We start from the raw sequence: 14683 nt of genomic DNA, 5'->3' as shown, positions 1-14683 counted from the left end.
GATTCACGGCTGCTGTCCAGGGATCCCTGCCTCACCTCCCAGCCAGCCTCTGACCCCCGTGGACTAGCATTAATCTCCATGGCCCGCCTGCCCAAACTCCCCCTCCGCGCACGCTTCAGCGCCAGCGCCACCGCACACCCCAGTGCACACCTCAACACCACCGCACACCCCAGCGCCGCCGCCAGCATCCACGACGACCCCGGCGCGCTGTACACGCAGGCCTCCACCGCCGCGGCCTCCCGCATCATCCGTCGCTATTCCACCAGCTTCTACCTGGCCAGCGAACTCCTCGCGCCCACGGTGAAACTGCACATCCGCAATATCTACGCTCTCGCCCGCATCGCGGATGAAATCGTCGACGGTACGGCTGAGGCGCTGGGCTTGCCGGCCTGCGGCGTCACCAAAACACTCGACGACTACGAACGCACCGCCCTCGCGGCGCTAGACACCGGCTTCAGCACCGACCCCATCGCGCACGCCTTCGCCTTCACCGCGCGCTGGGCGGAGTTCGACCGTTCCTGGACGGTGGATTTCTTCGCGTCCATGCGTTCGGACGCCCCTAGCTCCAACTCCTTGCCCCTCCCCGCCTACGTGCACGGTTCCGCGGGCGTGATTGGGTGGATGTGCAACGCGGTGTTCGCCGCACACGCCGAGCAGGCCGGGCGGCCGTTGACCCCGAAGCAGCGCGCCCGAACCGACGAGGGCGCCTACGCGCTGGGCAGCGCCTTCCAAAAGGTGAACTTCCTGCGGGACTACAGGGAGGACACGGTCGGGCTGCAGCGCTCCTACCTGCCGAAACTCACGGAAGAGTCGAAGACAGAGCTGGTGGACGAGATACGCGGGGAACTCGCGCAGGCTCACGCCACCATGGCGCTACTGCCGCTGGCCGCGCGCGTGGGTGTGCTGGGCGCGCACGATCTGTTCGCCGCGCTGAATGAGCGGCTGGCGCGCACGCCCGTCGAACAAATAAAAACGGCCCGCGTGCAAGTGCCGCGAGACGAAAAGGCGAAGATCATAGCGCGCGCCGTCCCCCGCGCCGCGCGCCTGCGCTAGCCGTCTGCGTTCCCGGCCTTCCATGTCTTCCACGGGATATTCCAGTCACCCAGGCCGTCGGAGCCGTTCAGGGTCTCACCCTGCGTGTTCTTCACCTCTACAATGTCGCCACGCTTCATGTTGTTAAACACCCAGGCAGCGTTTTCGACGGTCACGTTGATGCAGCCGTGCGAGGTGTTGGTGTTGCCCTGCGCGTACACGCTCCACGGCGCGGCGTGGATGTAGATGCCGGAGTAGCTCATCTGCGTCGCATACTGCACGTCCGTTCGGTACGCCCCAGAGCCGGTCAGCCCGAACGTCGAGGAATCCATCGTCAGCGACTCATGCTGATCACCGATGATGTAGGTACCGTTCGGCGTGGGGTACTGGTAGTCCATGCCCAGGGAGACCGGCATGGTCTGCACAGTCTTGCCGTTCTTCTTGATGGTCATCGTCTTGGTCTTGTCATCCACCAGCGCACGCATGTCGTCGCCGATGGTGAACTTCGCGCTGCGGTCCTCGCCGCCGTACACGCCTTCACCGATCTTGGTGCCGTAGAGGTTCGCCTTAACGTTGACCTTGGTGCCGGGCTTCCAGTACTTCTCCGGGCGCCAGCGCACGTCCTGTGCCGTGATCCAGTAGAAAGCACCTTCCACCTTCGGCGTGGTTTCCACGGTGATTGCGTCTTCCACGGCCTTGCGGTCTTCCACGGGGGCGTCAAAATGCAAGGCGATGGTTTGGCCGATGCCAACGGTCGAGCCGTCGAGTGGGGCGAGCGCGCCGTCGAGCGTCATACCCGGGGTCATGGTAGTGAACGTCTGCTTAAGCTTCTGTTCGCCCGACTTTGCGGTCAGCGTGTACGTGCGCGAGTAACCAAGCTTCGTGGGCACGGTCCATTCGGTCTTGTCGTCGTTGAACTTGCCCTTGACTTCCTCGCCCGCGTCGTTGGTCAGCGAGACCTTGTCGATCTTCTGGCCAGCCTTGACCTGCACGTGCTCGGTGACGTCGACCTCGTCGTCGCCGTCTTTGATGTTGGAGGTCAGTTTGTTCTCGGCCTTCTCGTCGCCGTTGCCCTGCTTGCCCGTGGAGGAACTTGACTCGATCTGATGTTCGTTGTTGTCGCGATCGATGGTGCAGGATGCGGTGAAGCCAAGCAGTGCAATGCTTAACGACGCCACAGTGATCCGTGAGAAGGTTTGGCCGAAAACCTTGGTGCTGCGCAAGACTAACTCCAAGAAGAAAAGCGTGTGAATAAAGTGACTGTTGCTGAGAATAGCGCCTGAGAGCACCTTAACGTTAGCCAATTCGGCGCGTTCCAGCGGTTCGTGGCTTAAACGTTATAAACGGTGGGCTGGGGTGAGCCAAGCAGGGTGGGAGGCCGGGGAATTCAAGCGGGCAGCTGTGCCGCGTTGCCGCGGATTGACGACCCCACAGCCGTACCGCGCAGGCGTACTGCACTGAACACTTTAGACGCAATCGCATGCGCATAAAATCCCCTTCCGACCTGGCGATTTGTGTTGCAAGGCCACTGCGGTATAAAGTTTTCCACGTTGCCGAGGCGCACAGCGCTTCGAATAACGCGGGCTATTAGCTCAATTGGCAGAGCAGCTGACTCTTAATCAGCGGGTTCGGGGTTCGAGTCCCTGATAGCCCACACCGCCAACTCCCCCGTTCACTTGGAATCTTATCCGGTGAGCGGGGGTTTTACTTTCGATTCATCGGCTTCTCAATAGCGCTTTCAAGAGCCGAATGTCCCAAATCTTCCATTCTTAAGAATTTCAGCGATTTGACGGTTCCGTCAAAACCTCCTGACCAGCAGAAACAGAATAGCTATAAAAGTAGAGTGGAAGATTTGGGACGTTTTCCCTCTAACGTCAGGCGATCGTCGTCCACTGCGAGGTAGTTTGCGGGGTGGCTTGCGCCGGAATTGACCCTTCCCGCTCCCGCCCCTCCCAACGGGAATATTCGCGCTGCCAGGGCGGTTATCGTTAGTTAGGAACGCAGGCGCAAGAGCAGTGCAAGCGACCGGCGCTGCAAGCTATCAGCGCTGCAAGCTATCAGCACCACAGTCAGGAGGCATCAACACCACAATGACGGACACAACGGCAAACGGAAACTCCCCAGCAAACTCTCTCGCCCCGCTGAGCCTCCTCGACTTCGCCACCGTCTTCAAGGGCGAACGCCCCGCAGACGCCTTCGACCGCTCCGTCCAGTGGGCCCAGCAGGCCGAGAAGCTCGGATTCGAGCGCATCTGGTATTCCGAGCACCACAACATGAAGTCCATCGCCAGCTCCTCCCCCGCGGTTCTTATCGCACACATCGCAGCGAAGACTTCCACTATCAACCTGGGCGCGGGTGGCGTCATGCTCCCGAACCACGCCCCGCTGGTCATCGCCGAGCAGTTCGGCACCCTCGCGGAGCTGCACCCAGGCCGCATCGACTTGGGCCTCGGCCGCGCACCTGGCACCGACCAGATGACCTTGCGCGCCCTGCGCCGCGAGCCTTCCGCCGCAGAGACCTTCCCGCAGGACGTCGCCGAGCTCTACGGCTACCTCAACGGCCCGTCGAAGATCCCCGGCGTGGAGGCCGTGCCGGGTATGGGCACGAAGGTGCCTCTGTACATCCTCGGTTCTTCCCTGTTCGGCGCGCAGCTGGCCGCGCACCTGGGCCTGCCGTACAGCTTCGCCAGCCACTTCGCGCCCGCCGCCCTCACGCAGGCGGTGCAGGTGTACCGCGATAATTACCAGCCTTCGGAGCGCCACCCGGAGCCCTACGTCATCGCCGCGGTCAACGTCACCGCCGCCGATTCGCAGGAGGAGGCCGAGGAGCAGTTCCGCCAGGTCTGCCGCACCCGCGTGCGCGTCATGGCTGGCCGTGGCCGCAGTCTGACGGAGGAGGAGCTGGACATGCTCATCGATTCCCCCGCCGGCCAGCAGATCCTGGATATGCTGCGCTACTCCGCCGTCGGCACGGGCGATGTTGTCCGCCGTTACCTCGAGGAATTCCGCACACACGCTCAGGCCGACGAGCTCATGGTGTCGCTGCAGTCGCCGTCGACCGCCGAGTCGCTGCGGTCGATGGAGATTCTTGCGGACGCCGCCTCACTCTCCCCCGCCCAGCGCTAACCACTAGGGTTCTAGCGCTGCGTCTCTCGCGGCTCCGGCCGCCCGTCGGCCGCGCCCGCGCCGAACACCAGCCGGATGATCTGCGGCGCGTAAGCGCCCACCACCAGCATGGCGATCATACGCATCACTTGGATGACCGTGACGATCGGCTGGCTGCCAGCGTCGTGCGCAAATGCCAGAACGGCGTAGATGCCGCCCGGCACGGTGGCGAGGTAGGCGTCCAGAACCTTAAAGTCCCACAGGCCAGCGATGGCGAAGGCCGTTCCGATAGAGCTTGCGATCATCAGGGCAATCACGCCCAGGATCACCGGCAGGGCTCGCACGAACTGCCGCAGCGCGCCCTTCGTCAGGGTGCCACCGGCCTGCACGCCGATCAGTGCGTAGGCCAGTTTCTCCAGCAGCCCGTTCGGAGCGATGAACTCGTGCGGCACGCCGAACACCATCACGCCGATCATTGCGAACGCGATACTCAGCAGCAGGTACGGCGAGCTGATACTGAACCACCGCGCCGTCGCGCGCGTAAACGCCCACACGGTCAGCCCCACGGCTGCCGCGCCTACCATGCCCTGCCAGTTCGTCTGCAGGCCGTCGAGGAGACTCTCTTTCCCTATTGACGCCCCCTCGGCCGCATCTGCCTGGTCGCCCCCGACGCGGCCGAGAAGCGTGACCAGCCCGGGGAGGGTCAAGACGATGATGGATACCCGCAAGTATTGGGTGAGGGTGACGAAGCGCGTGTCGGCATTGAGCTCCCGGGAGAGCATCACCATCGCGCTGGCGCCACCAGCGAGCGTGGCCAGCACCGACGTGGCCGGGCCAACCCGGTGGATGCGCACCAGCAGCCAAGAGGCCAGCAGGCAGACCGCCAGCGTGACGATCAGCGACATTGCGGTCGGGCCGGCGTAGGCAACGATGGTGCCTACGTCGACGGTGGTCAGGGGCGAGGAACACAAAAGGGCGATGATCACCTGGGAAGGGATCATCGCCTTTTTGGGCGGGCTGACCTGCCGGTCGCTGAAGATGGCGTAGAGGCCGAAGACGATCAGGAAGGAAAAGATCCAGGCGGCAGGCACACCCGCCGCTTCGCAGGCGAAACCTGCGGCGATCGACAGGACAGTCAGCAGAGCCAGAGTGGCCAGCTTCGCGGGGTTGGGTAGTGCCAGTTGTGGCAACGGCAACCGCTTAGCGGGTTGCTGCGAGCAGGCGCTGGATTTCCTTGATCTGCTTCTTTTCCTTGCGCTTGGAGCTGACGGCCAGGGCGGTTAGCAGTGCGACACCAGCGACTACGCCACCGAGGATCATCTGCACCTTCGGCTCCTTGAGGGTGTTCACGGCCTGGCCGCGAGCGTCATCCGCAAGGTTCTTCGGATCCGCACGGACGGACAGCTCCTCCAGCGTCCGTCCCAGCTGGTTGCGGGTGCGTTCAATGTCGCGCTGGATGGCATCGATGCTACGGGCCACGGAAGTTTCTCCCTATATTCGAACGTTTAAGTGCTACCTGAACATTGTAAATGATCCCGCCCGCTGGCGCTTTCGCTAGGGTGGGGTGCATGACTGAAAACAGCAACACCACCGCAAGCCAGCCCACCCGACTGCAGGTCGGAGACAAGGCCCCGGAGTTCACCCTGCCCAGCGATTCCGGCAAGAACGTGAGCCTGGCGGACTACGCGGGACGCAAGGTCATTGTGTACTTCTACCCCAAAGCCGACACTCCCGGTTGCACCACGGAGGCCTGCGATTTCCGCGATTCCCTCACCGAGCTCAACGGTCAAGGTGTCGACGTGGTCGGCATTTCTCCCGACAAGGTAGAGGCTCTGGAGAAATTCCGCGATAAGTACGAGCTGACCTTCCCCCTTCTTTCGGACGCCGACAAATCCGTCATGGAGGCTTATGGCGCATATGGCGAGAAGAAGAACTACGGAAAGATCGTCCAGGGCGTGATCCGCTCCACGTTCGTTATTGACGAGGAAGGCAAGATCGCCGTGGCGAAGTACAACGTGAAGGCCACCGGCCACGTCGCGCGCATCGCAAAGGAGCTGTAGCGCTTGCGCGTGCCCATGCACGCGTTGCACGGCGCACCGCCCCGCCACAAGCACACGGCCCCGCCACAGAGGCGGGGCCGAAAAAATTTGTGCGCCTGGGGAGACTTGAACTCCCACGTCATAAGACACTGGAACCTAAATCCAGCGCGTCTGCCAATTCCGCCACAGGCGCAAAAAGAACGCGGACGACCGCGTCTCCTCCTTCATGCTAGCAAGCGATCCCGCGGGAAAAGAAATTAGGCGGAACAGGCACGACAGGTAGAATGTTCCAGTGTGAACGAACACTCCGAGATTGACGGCAAGGCCCCTGCCCACCCGTTTCCGCTGCGCGTTCGCATCATCCAGATCATCTTCCTGGTGCTGGCGGTGATCGCCACCCTCCTTCTGGCGTGGTGGCAGTGGAACCGCTGGCAGTCCAACGGCGGTAGCTTCCAGAATCTGGGCTACGCCATCCAATGGCCAATCTTCGGCATCTTCTTCGTCGTGGCGTACCGCAAGTACATCCAGTACGAAAAGGAGCGGCTGCAGGGCGACGTTGCCCCGGCTGCTCCCGCCCAGCCTTCCGATGACATCACCGAGGTACCGCAGGACTTCCTGCAAGCCAACAAGGCTGAAGATATCTGGGTGGATGATAGGCGCGAGCGGGCGAGGATGAGGGCGTCCAAAAATAAAGAGCGCGAGAACAACAACGAGAAAGGGCACTAAGCAATGACCAACGAGCAGACCACCGCGATCCACCCGGAGCGTCAGGCGCGCGTGGCGAAGTCGCTGAAGTTTTACTCCGTGGCGGCGGTGGTGACCGGTGTTTGGCTGCTGATCCTGCTGGCGGAGATGATTTTTAAGTACCTGATCCTCGGCAAGGACAACACCCCGGAGTGGTTCAGCTACATCGGCCCGGCGCACGGGCTGGTGTTTATGGTCTACGTGATTTGCTGCCTGGACCTGGGAACGAAGGCGCGCTGGGAGCCAGCGAAGTGGGTCACCACGATGCTGGCGGGCGTGGTGCCTTTCCTGAGCTTCATCGTGGAGAAGAAGCGCCGCGACGAGGTTAAGGCCGCGTTCCAGCTGGACTAGCGTCGCGCGGGCGCCACACCGCGCGGTTACTCGACCAGCGAGGTCTCCACGGCGACTGCGTCGATTTCCTCGTCGGTCGGCACGGGCGCGCCCATGGCGTGCGGCTCGGCTTCCGGCTGCTCCCACGTGGACTGCAGGCACGCCAGAATCGCTACGGCCGCCGCGCGAGTAGATACCTGGAGGGTGGACAGGTCCGGCAGGAAACCCGGGTTGTGGTTGGTGGGGATATCGATGTCCAACCGCCCGGCGGATTCGGCGCGCTGCCACTGGCGGCGCGGGGTAATTCCGATGGTCCAAAGCATGTAGGGGCAGCCGAAGGACTTCGGGATCACGGAGAAATCCTCGGAGGCCGTCCAGGGCTCCATCTCTATGGAATCCTCGCCGAAGGAACTATCGAAGTGGGGGCGGACAACATCGTAAACGCCCTGGTCATTGTCGGTTGCGCCCAGCATGCCCACGAACTTGAAGTCCGGGTTACGGTCCGCGCCCGCGGCCATAGCTTCGGCGCGCACCACGCGCTTGATGGCATCCACGCACTTCTGTCGCAGCTCTTCGTCGTAGAAGCGGCAGGATAGGGAGATCTTCGCGGAGTCCGGGATCACGTTGTTCGCCTTTCCTGCTTCCACGGAGGCGACGGTGATCACCGCGAACTTGCCCGGCGGAACTTCGCGGGACACGATCGTCTGCAGCTTCATCACCGTCGAGGCCGCCAGCACCACCGGGTCGACGGAACGGTGCGGCATGGAGGCATGCGCGCCGCGACCGTAGAGGGTGATTTCGATGGTGGTAGAGGAAGTCATCACCGGCCCCGGCGCGGAGTACACCTGGCCTGCCGGTCCGGCGACGATGTGTTGCGCCAGGCAGACGTCGGGTCGCGGAATGATGCGCCCCAAGCCGTCGGAGACCATCTTGTGTGCGCCAATTGACGCCTCTTCGGCCGGCTGGAACAGTGCCACCACCGTGCCAGACCAGTGGGCGCGCTCTTCGTTGAGGATGCGCATGGCTCCCAGCAGACTGGTGGTGTGCTGGTCGTGGCCACAGGCGTGCATGGTGGCAACGCGCTCGCCGGATGCGTTGAGCTGCGAATACGTGGAGGCGTAGTCCACGCCGGTTTTCTCCGCGACGGGCAGACCGTCGAAGTCGGCGCGCATCAACACTGTAGGGCCGTCGCCGTTTTCCAGCACGGCGGTGATGCCGTAGCCGCCGATGTTGCTGGTGACCTCCCAGTCAGGGAAGCCCTCCAGTTCCTTGACGATCCGCTGCGCGGTGACTTCCTCCGCTCCCGAGAGTTCGGGGTGCTGGTGGAAGAACTTGTACACGTCCTCCATCCAGCTGAGGTCGGCCTGCGACCCGGCCACGATGCCGCTGGGGCTTGTGGGGCTAAAAGTGGCCTGGTCGCTGTCTGTGCCGGGGGCGGTCACGCGAGGGATCCTTTCTGCTGCAATCTCTTGAGTTTTGGTGTTTGTAACGTGTCCCATCATACGTGGGTTGTGCACGCCCGGCGCCAGGCCTGCGGCGTGCTGGACGGCATCTTTACGGAACTCTAATCCGCCAGCTGCGCCAGGATCTCCACCAGCTGACGCAAGGCTTTGCCGCGGTGGGATACGGCATCCTTCTGCTCCGCCGTCAGCTCGCCCGCGGACTTACCCGCCAGTTCCTCTTCCTGGCCTTCCGGCAGTTCGTCGGGTGCGAAGAGCGGGTCGTAGCCGAAGCCGCCCTCGCCCTGTTCGGCGTGCAGAACACGCCCGTACCAGCGCCCTTCCACGGCGTATTCGGTCTCCATGTCGCGCTCGGCCGCCACGTCGGCGGGCAGCTGCAGCACGCAGGAGGATACGAAGTGCGCCCCACGCCGCTCGTCCGGCACGTCCCCCATCTGCGCCAGCAGCAGGTCATTGTTGGCCTTGTCGTCGCCGTGGCCGCCGGACCAGCGGGCGCTCAGCACGCCCGGCATGCCATTCAGTGCGTCGACGGCCAGCCCGGAATCGTCAGCGATCGTCGGCAGGCCGGTGTGGCGCACGCCATCGTTGGTCTTGATCCGCGCGTTGTCCACGAACGTCGCGCCGGTCTCCGGGGTCTCCGGGTATTCCGGCACGTCCCCCAACCCGACGAGTTCAATGCCGGTCACGTTCGCCGCTTCCAGCATGCGGTTCAGCTCCGCCAGCTTCTTCTTGTTCCTTGAGGCCACCAGTACCCGCACGGTGCCACTCCCCTTCTCTTGTCGCGTTTACTTCTGCTGTTTTAGAGTTCCTGCGCCAGCGCCGCCCGCTGCGCCTCGATGAGTTCGCGCAGGCCGCCCTCGGCCAGGTCCAGCAGTGCGTTTAGCTCCTCGCGGGTGAACTCCGCGTTCTCGCCGGTGCCCTGGATTTCCACAAAGCGCCCCTCGGCCGTCATCGCCACGTTCATGTCCACGTCCGCCCGCGAGTCTTCCTCATATGGCAGGTCAAGGCACGGCACTCCGTCGATGATGCCGACGGACACTGCGGCGACGGGTGCGCGTAGCGGTTGCCCTGGTACGACGCCCCTAGCTTGCAGCACGGCCAGCGCATCAGCCAAGGCCACGTAAGCGCCGGTGATGGCTGCGGTACGGGTGCCGCCATCGGCCTGCAGAACGTCGCAGTCGATGTTGACGGTGTTCTCCCCCAGCGCCTTCAGGTCGACGGCGGCGCGAAGTGCGCGGCCGACGAGGCGAGAGATCTCCTGGGTGCGTCCCTTGACCTTGCCCTTCATGGATTCGCGCGGCATGCGCTCGTGGGTGGAGGCCGGCAGCATCGCGTACTCGGCGGTCAGCCAGCCTTCGCCGGAATCCTTCTTGAAGCGTGGCACGCCTTCTTCCACGCTGGCGGTGCACATCACGCGGGTGTTGCCAAATTCCACCAGCACGCTGCCTGCGGGGTTGCTGGTGAATCCGCGGGTGATGCGCACCGGGCGCATTTCATTGGTGGCGCGCCCGTCTGTGCGGGTGAAGTTGCTGCCAGTGTTGGTGTTGTTTTCTGCGTTGGTGTTCGTCATGGGGCTTAAGTCTACTAGCCGCCCCGGACAAGCTATCCGCCGATGCTTTGGCAGCAGCCTAGAAGATCCCCTGGCTTCTAGCCGACAGATAGGCGCATGCCTGGGCGAGCGACAAGGATCTCGCCGCCGTAGTGGCGGGCCGCGCCGCGGACCGCCGCGTCTACGTCGCCCCACGGCGGGATATGGGTGAGCACGAGCTTGCCCACGCCCGCTGCCTGTGCCGCACGGCCTGCGTCTTCACCGGAGATGTGCATGCCGGTGGGCTGGCCTTCGGCATTCTCGCCCCAGGTGGCTTCGCAGAGGAATACGTCCGCACCCGCGGCGATGTGAGCCAGGTTGTCGGTCCATGCGGTGTCCCCCGAGTACACCAGGGAATGCCCCGCGTTGTCCTCCACGCGCAGTAGGTAGGCCTCTGTGGGGTGTACTGCGGTGGCGGCGTACAGGGTGAATGGGCCGATGGGGTGGGCTGGGTACGTGGTGGCGTCGAAAAGACCCTCGCCTACCTTGTAGGCGTTGATGTCGAAGGTATCGGTGAAGTCGTCGGGGCGCTCGGGTGCGTCGGCGCCGGCAGCGGAGAGGTGACGGCGGGCGATGGTGGGGCCGAGCAGTCGATGACGTTGAGTGGAAGCCGCCGTGGGGTGGAATCGGCGCCAGACCAGCAGGGATGGGAAGTCGAGGCAGTGGTCGGCGTGCATGTGGCTGAAGGCCACGTGGCAAGCGGAGGGGTCCAATCCCTCGGTGCGTTGCATGGCGCTGAGTACGCCGGGTCCGCAGTCGAGGAGGAGGTGGTCGGTGGTGGCCGTGGTTGTGTCGCGGACGATGTATCCCGACGCTGCGCTATCGGGTCCTTCGACGCTTCCGGAGCATCCCAGCACTACCAGTTCCATAAGTTGTCATTCTGCCACGAAGCGGTGGCAAATGTGTGAAAGGGCGACCACCGTTGTGTTGGTGGTCGCCCTTTCTTTCGCGGGACTTGCCAGGATTGGCTGTTCCGCTAGGCGCTAGCGCTGAACGCTAGTGGCGGTTAGGCCTCGCCTTCTTCGCGGCGGCGGCGCAGCAGCGGGATGGCGCCGATGATCAGTGCCAGGCCGACTGCGAACACGCCAAGCACGTTCGCGCCGGTGGAGGCCAGGGTGCTCATCCGCGGGCTATCAACCTGCTTCTGAGAGCTGGTGCCACCGCTGCTTGCGGAGCTACCGGTGGACGTGCTTCCCTTGGCGCCCGGCTGGCTCGGGGTGCTGGACCTGCCAGGGGTGCCCGGCTTGTTCGTGTTACCCGACTTGCCCGGCTTGTTCGTGTTACCTGGCTTGCCTGGCTGCTCGGAATCCGGCTTCGGGGTGGAACCGTGAGATCCGCTACCCACGATGGCCCCGCCGAGTCCCAGGGAACCGATGATGCCAGGCAGGTTCGGCTTCGGAGTCACCGAACCGGAGGAACCGCCAGGTGTGTTCGGATCCTTCGGCTGCTCCGGATCCTTCGGGTTCTCCGGATCCTTCGGATCCTCAGGGTTCGGCTGCTCCGCCTCCTTCGGATCCTCAGGGGTCTCGCAGTTGCACTTGGTGCCCACGCGGATCTTGCGCGACTGAGGATCCTTCCTGAAGCTAAAGTGCGCCTACCTCTTGTCAGATCCCCAGCAGGCCAGGCGCTTACTAAAGGCTGAAAACTCACCAAAACTCAGTTCAATAAGTCAAAAACAGCCTAAGAGTACGCAGATAGTTTAACCGTATTAATGGTCCAAGTTCAACCAGAAAAATGGTTCCATAAGCACCAAACCCCCTGGTTATCCCACATAAGAAGACCTTAAACGCTAGCGCACCATCTCCGGAATCTGGGACACAGAACTAATCGCCGGCCCCAGGAACCGCCCGGCCAGCTTCGCAAACCTCTGCGGGTCGCCCGTCGACTCGAAGGACAGATCCACCGCCCGCCCCGGATCCTCATCCGCAAGCAGCCCCTGCTCCGACAGCGTCCTATAAACAGTCTTCGCCGTCTCTTCGGCGCTATTGATCAGCGTGACCTCATCCCCCATCACCAACTGCACCACCCCGGCCAGCAGCGGGTAGTGCGTACACCCCAGCACCACGGTGTCCACCCCCTGGGCTTTCAACGGCGCAAGGTAGTTCTCCGCCAGCCCCATCAGCTGCCGCCCACTGGTCATTCCGCGCTCCACAAAGGGCACAAACTGCGGACAAGCCTGCGCGTACGCCTCTACCCCGGGAATCGCCGCGAAAAGATCCTGGTAGGACCTACTGCTCACCGTCGCCTGGGTGCCAATCACACCGATCTTCCCGTTGCGGGTCGCCGCCGCCGCGCGCCGCACCGCGGGCAGGATCACCTCAACCACCGGAATGGAATACCTCTCCCGCGCGTCGCGGATAAACGCCGACGATGCAGAATTGCACGCCACCACAATCATCTTGCAGCCACGCTCCGCCAGGGTGTCCGCAATCCCAATCGACAGCTCGCGCACCTGCGCCAAAGGCTTGTCCCCGTAAGGCGAATTGGCCGTATCCCCGATGTACACCAGGTTCTCATGCGGCAGCTGATCCACAATGGCACGCGCCACGGTCAGCCCGCCCACTCCCGAATCAAACACCCCGATAGGCGCATTGTTAGCCTGTTCCGCCTGTACGTTAGCCTCAGCACCCTCAGCCACGATCCTCACCCTTCACCACATCACGCCAGCTCGACACACCAAAGGCCGATTCCGCCGCCAGGACGGCATGCACTATCGCCCTCTCCACCGTGTTGGCCGCGGTCGCCGAAAGCACACTCATGCCGATATCGTCCACGCCTCTGTCATCCACGGCCGCCTCCGAACCGTGCTCCCCCGTCGCCATTGCAAACAACGTATCGCCGTCCATCGGCATGTGCGCCGGCCGTATAGCCCGCGCGATCCCGTCATGCCCCGCCAGCGCCAGCCTCTTGGCCTGCGCTTTCGTCAGTGGCGCATCGGTCGCCACCACCCCGATCGTCGTATTGAGCTTCGGCGCCAGCATGTCCGCCGTGATCTTCGTGCCGAGCAGGTTCTTGCCCTTTAATCTATTGACGCCCTCAGCCCCCACCGGCTCACCATCAACCAGGCAGTCGGACAGTCCATAGCGGGCAAACTCCCCGCTCAGCTCCGCGGCGACTCCCCACGGCAGGCCGGTCGCCGGGTCGAAGACCGCGCCCTGCGGGTTCACGACAATGCCAACAGCCACGGTAACCCCCGCCAGCGGAGTACCTTCCGGGAACACGGCACTGGCCTGCCCGAAGCCGCCCTTTAGCGCTCCCGCCGAGGCGCCCAGCCCCGCACCGACGTTGCCGTTCTGTACCCCCTGCGCTAAAGCCTCCTGCCCAGTCGCGTCACCAGCCACTGCATTCAGCGCCGCCGCCGTCGCCGCCGCCCCCGTGGCCGCATCCGGCCGCGAATCCCAGCGCCCCAACAGCAGATCAAAAATCACGGCTCCCGGGACAATCGGCACCAACTTATCCGGGTGCTCCGGCCCCAGCGCGGGGAAGCCGATCCCCCTACTCTCCAGTTCGGCCATTGCCCCCGTGAGGGCGTCAAGACCAAAAGCAGAACCACCGCACAGACCAATAGCGTGCACGGCCTGCACCGTGTTGTGCGGCGCCAGAAGATCGGTCTCGCGAGTCCCCGGCCCGCCACCGCGCACATCCACGCTGGCAGTGGCGGACTTCGGCGCAACAATCATGGTCACGCCCGAATCACCCGTGCCGTCCTCGCACACCGCGTGGCCTACCCCTATCCCCGCGACATCCGCCAGGGAATTAGTCGGTCCGGGCTGGCAGCCGAACAGCTCTATGCTCATTGCTCACCCATCATCGCCGACAGCAAGCTGTCCTGGTGGTAGCCCAGCCAATCCAGGTAGTTCTGCGCCGCCATCGCCTGGTCGGAGCTGCCGTCTTCCTCCAGCAGGTCCTTTTTGAACTCCTCGTACTGCGCGGAGTGATACAAGCGAATGTCGTTGATCGCGCTCAGCCACGGGCGAACCTCGTCCTGCGTCAGCGACACATTCACCGAACCGTTCGGCCCCAGGTAATCCACCACGAAGCGCAAGTTCGTCAGCTTGGCCTTGATGATGTCCGTCTCGTTCAGCTGGCGGGTCAGCGCCGCATCGCCGTCGACTTCCTCGTCACCCTCGCGGAAGAAGCTCGGCAGCAGCCGCGCCAACCCCGGATCCTTCGGCGCATCGGCATGCCCGCTGGCCATGCCCGTCATCTCCGCCAGCTCGTCCTTCGGAGCCGTCCGCGCGCGCTCCATCAGCTTGTCGGACACGGCCACCGCCGAATCCCCCAGCATCTCGCGCTCCAGCGGCTCTAGCTGCGTATTAAAACGAGTCCCGCGCAGCAGGCTGTTCTTCTTCGTCCACGGCTGCATGTTCGTTCCTTCTTTCTTTA

General features: G+C 63.6%; 16 protein-coding genes and 2 tRNA genes. 6 read left to right on the top strand and 12 right to left on the bottom strand.

Annotated features, from left to right (window positions below):
- The first annotated feature begins 78 nt into the window (after positions 1 to 78).
- Positions 79 to 1053 (top strand): phytoene/squalene synthase family protein, encoded by a 975-nt coding sequence (locus L8U58_RS08800; RefSeq protein WP_269955157.1) that lies wholly within the window; start codon positions 79 to 81, stop codon positions 1051 to 1053.
- Here the strand turns inward: L8U58_RS08800 and L8U58_RS08795 are convergent.
- Positions 1050 to 2255: a L,D-transpeptidase gene (locus L8U58_RS08795; RefSeq protein ID WP_269955156.1), complete on the bottom strand. Its 1206-nt coding sequence runs from the start codon at positions 2253 to 2255 to the stop codon at positions 1050 to 1052. The two genes, L8U58_RS08800 and L8U58_RS08795, sit on opposite strands and share 4 nt — an antisense overlap.
- Positions 2256 to 2613: 358 nt before the next feature.
- On the opposite strand from L8U58_RS08795, the gene L8U58_RS08790 reads away from it, so the two are divergent.
- Together L8U58_RS08790 and L8U58_RS08785 are read left to right on the top strand one after the other, a co-directional pair.
- Positions 2614 to 2686: transfer RNA gene (locus L8U58_RS08790), tRNA-Lys, on the top strand.
- A gap of 436 nt (positions 2687 to 3122) precedes the next feature.
- Positions 3123 to 4157 (top strand): LLM class flavin-dependent oxidoreductase, encoded by a 1035-nt coding sequence (locus L8U58_RS08785; RefSeq protein ID WP_269955155.1) that lies wholly within the window; start codon positions 3123 to 3125, stop codon positions 4155 to 4157.
- An 11-nt stretch (positions 4158 to 4168) separates the two neighbouring features.
- On the opposite strand, the gene L8U58_RS08780 is transcribed toward L8U58_RS08785, so the two are convergent.
- Complete coding sequence (locus tag L8U58_RS08780; RefSeq protein ID WP_269955154.1) at positions 4169 to 5326, bottom strand: AbrB family transcriptional regulator; 1158 nt, start codon at positions 5324 to 5326, stop codon at positions 4169 to 4171.
- 10 nt (positions 5327 to 5336) lie between these two features.
- Positions 5337 to 5615 carry a DUF3618 domain-containing protein gene (locus tag L8U58_RS08775; protein WP_034969047.1) on the bottom strand — a complete coding sequence of 93 codons (279 nt, stop codon included), beginning with the start codon at positions 5613 to 5615 and terminating at the stop codon, positions 5337 to 5339.
- An 89-nt stretch (positions 5616 to 5704) separates the two neighbouring features.
- Between L8U58_RS08775 and bcp the strand changes: the two genes are divergently transcribed.
- Positions 5705 to 6196 carry a thioredoxin-dependent thiol peroxidase gene (bcp, locus tag L8U58_RS08770; RefSeq protein WP_035001543.1) on the top strand — a complete coding sequence of 164 codons (492 nt, stop codon included), beginning with the start codon at positions 5705 to 5707 and terminating at the stop codon, positions 6194 to 6196.
- 90 nt (positions 6197 to 6286) lie between these two features.
- On the opposite strand, the gene L8U58_RS08765 is transcribed toward bcp, so the two are convergent.
- A tRNA-Leu gene (locus tag L8U58_RS08765) sits at positions 6287 to 6368 on the bottom strand.
- A gap of 101 nt (positions 6369 to 6469) precedes the next feature.
- Between L8U58_RS08765 and L8U58_RS08760 the strand changes: the two genes are divergently transcribed.
- Positions 6470 to 6901 (top strand): hypothetical protein, encoded by a 432-nt coding sequence (locus L8U58_RS08760; protein WP_034973368.1) that lies wholly within the window; start codon positions 6470 to 6472, stop codon positions 6899 to 6901.
- A 3-nt stretch (positions 6902 to 6904) separates the two neighbouring features.
- Entirely contained in the window at positions 6905 to 7270 is a 366-nt protein-coding gene (locus tag L8U58_RS08755; RefSeq protein ID WP_034969037.1) for a DUF3817 domain-containing protein, read from the top strand.
- Between the two features lie 26 nt (positions 7271 to 7296).
- Here the strand turns inward: L8U58_RS08755 and L8U58_RS08750 are convergent, their stop codons facing one another.
- From L8U58_RS08750 to L8U58_RS08715, 8 genes are all read right to left on the bottom strand, one after another.
- A complete protein-coding gene (locus tag L8U58_RS08750; RefSeq protein WP_035007862.1) occupies positions 7297 to 8691 on the bottom strand; it encodes an amidohydrolase in 1395 nt (464 codons plus the stop codon).
- A gap of 122 nt (positions 8692 to 8813) precedes the next feature.
- Positions 8814 to 9467, bottom strand: a complete 654-nt coding sequence (locus tag L8U58_RS08745) for a non-canonical purine NTP pyrophosphatase (RefSeq protein WP_034973381.1) — start codon at positions 9465 to 9467, stop codon at positions 8814 to 8816.
- Positions 9468 to 9508: 41 nt separating this feature from the next.
- A complete protein-coding gene (gene rph / locus L8U58_RS08740; protein ID WP_269955153.1) occupies positions 9509 to 10279 on the bottom strand; it encodes a ribonuclease PH in 771 nt (256 codons plus the stop codon).
- Between the two features lie 77 nt (positions 10280 to 10356).
- On the bottom strand, positions 10357 to 11166 hold the full coding sequence (locus L8U58_RS08735; protein WP_192816938.1) for an MBL fold metallo-hydrolase: 810 nt from the start codon (positions 11164 to 11166) through the stop codon (positions 10357 to 10359).
- A 137-nt stretch (positions 11167 to 11303) separates the two neighbouring features.
- Positions 11304 to 11846 (bottom strand): hypothetical protein, encoded by a 543-nt coding sequence (locus tag L8U58_RS08730; RefSeq protein WP_034973385.1) that lies wholly within the window; start codon positions 11844 to 11846, stop codon positions 11304 to 11306.
- A 240-nt stretch (positions 11847 to 12086) separates the two neighbouring features.
- A complete protein-coding gene (murI, locus tag L8U58_RS08725; RefSeq protein WP_051873892.1) occupies positions 12087 to 12944 on the bottom strand; it encodes a glutamate racemase in 858 nt (285 codons plus the stop codon).
- Complete coding sequence (locus L8U58_RS08720) at positions 12928 to 14094, bottom strand: P1 family peptidase (protein ID WP_269955152.1); 1167 nt, start codon at positions 14092 to 14094, stop codon at positions 12928 to 12930. The genes murI and L8U58_RS08720 overlap by 17 nt, the downstream gene beginning before the upstream one ends.
- Positions 14091 to 14663, bottom strand: a complete 573-nt coding sequence (locus L8U58_RS08715) for a DUF2017 domain-containing protein (RefSeq protein WP_034973397.1) — start codon at positions 14661 to 14663, stop codon at positions 14091 to 14093. Before L8U58_RS08715 ends, L8U58_RS08720 begins: the two co-directional genes overlap by 4 nt.
- Between the last annotated feature and the right edge of the window lie 20 nt (positions 14664 to 14683).

The sequence above is a fragment of the Corynebacterium macclintockiae genome (genome assembly GCF_027570165.1).
Classification (GTDB): Bacteria; Actinomycetota; Actinomycetes; order Mycobacteriales; family Mycobacteriaceae; genus Corynebacterium; species Corynebacterium macclintockiae.
This window is presented reverse-complemented; position numbering and strand designations above follow the sequence as displayed.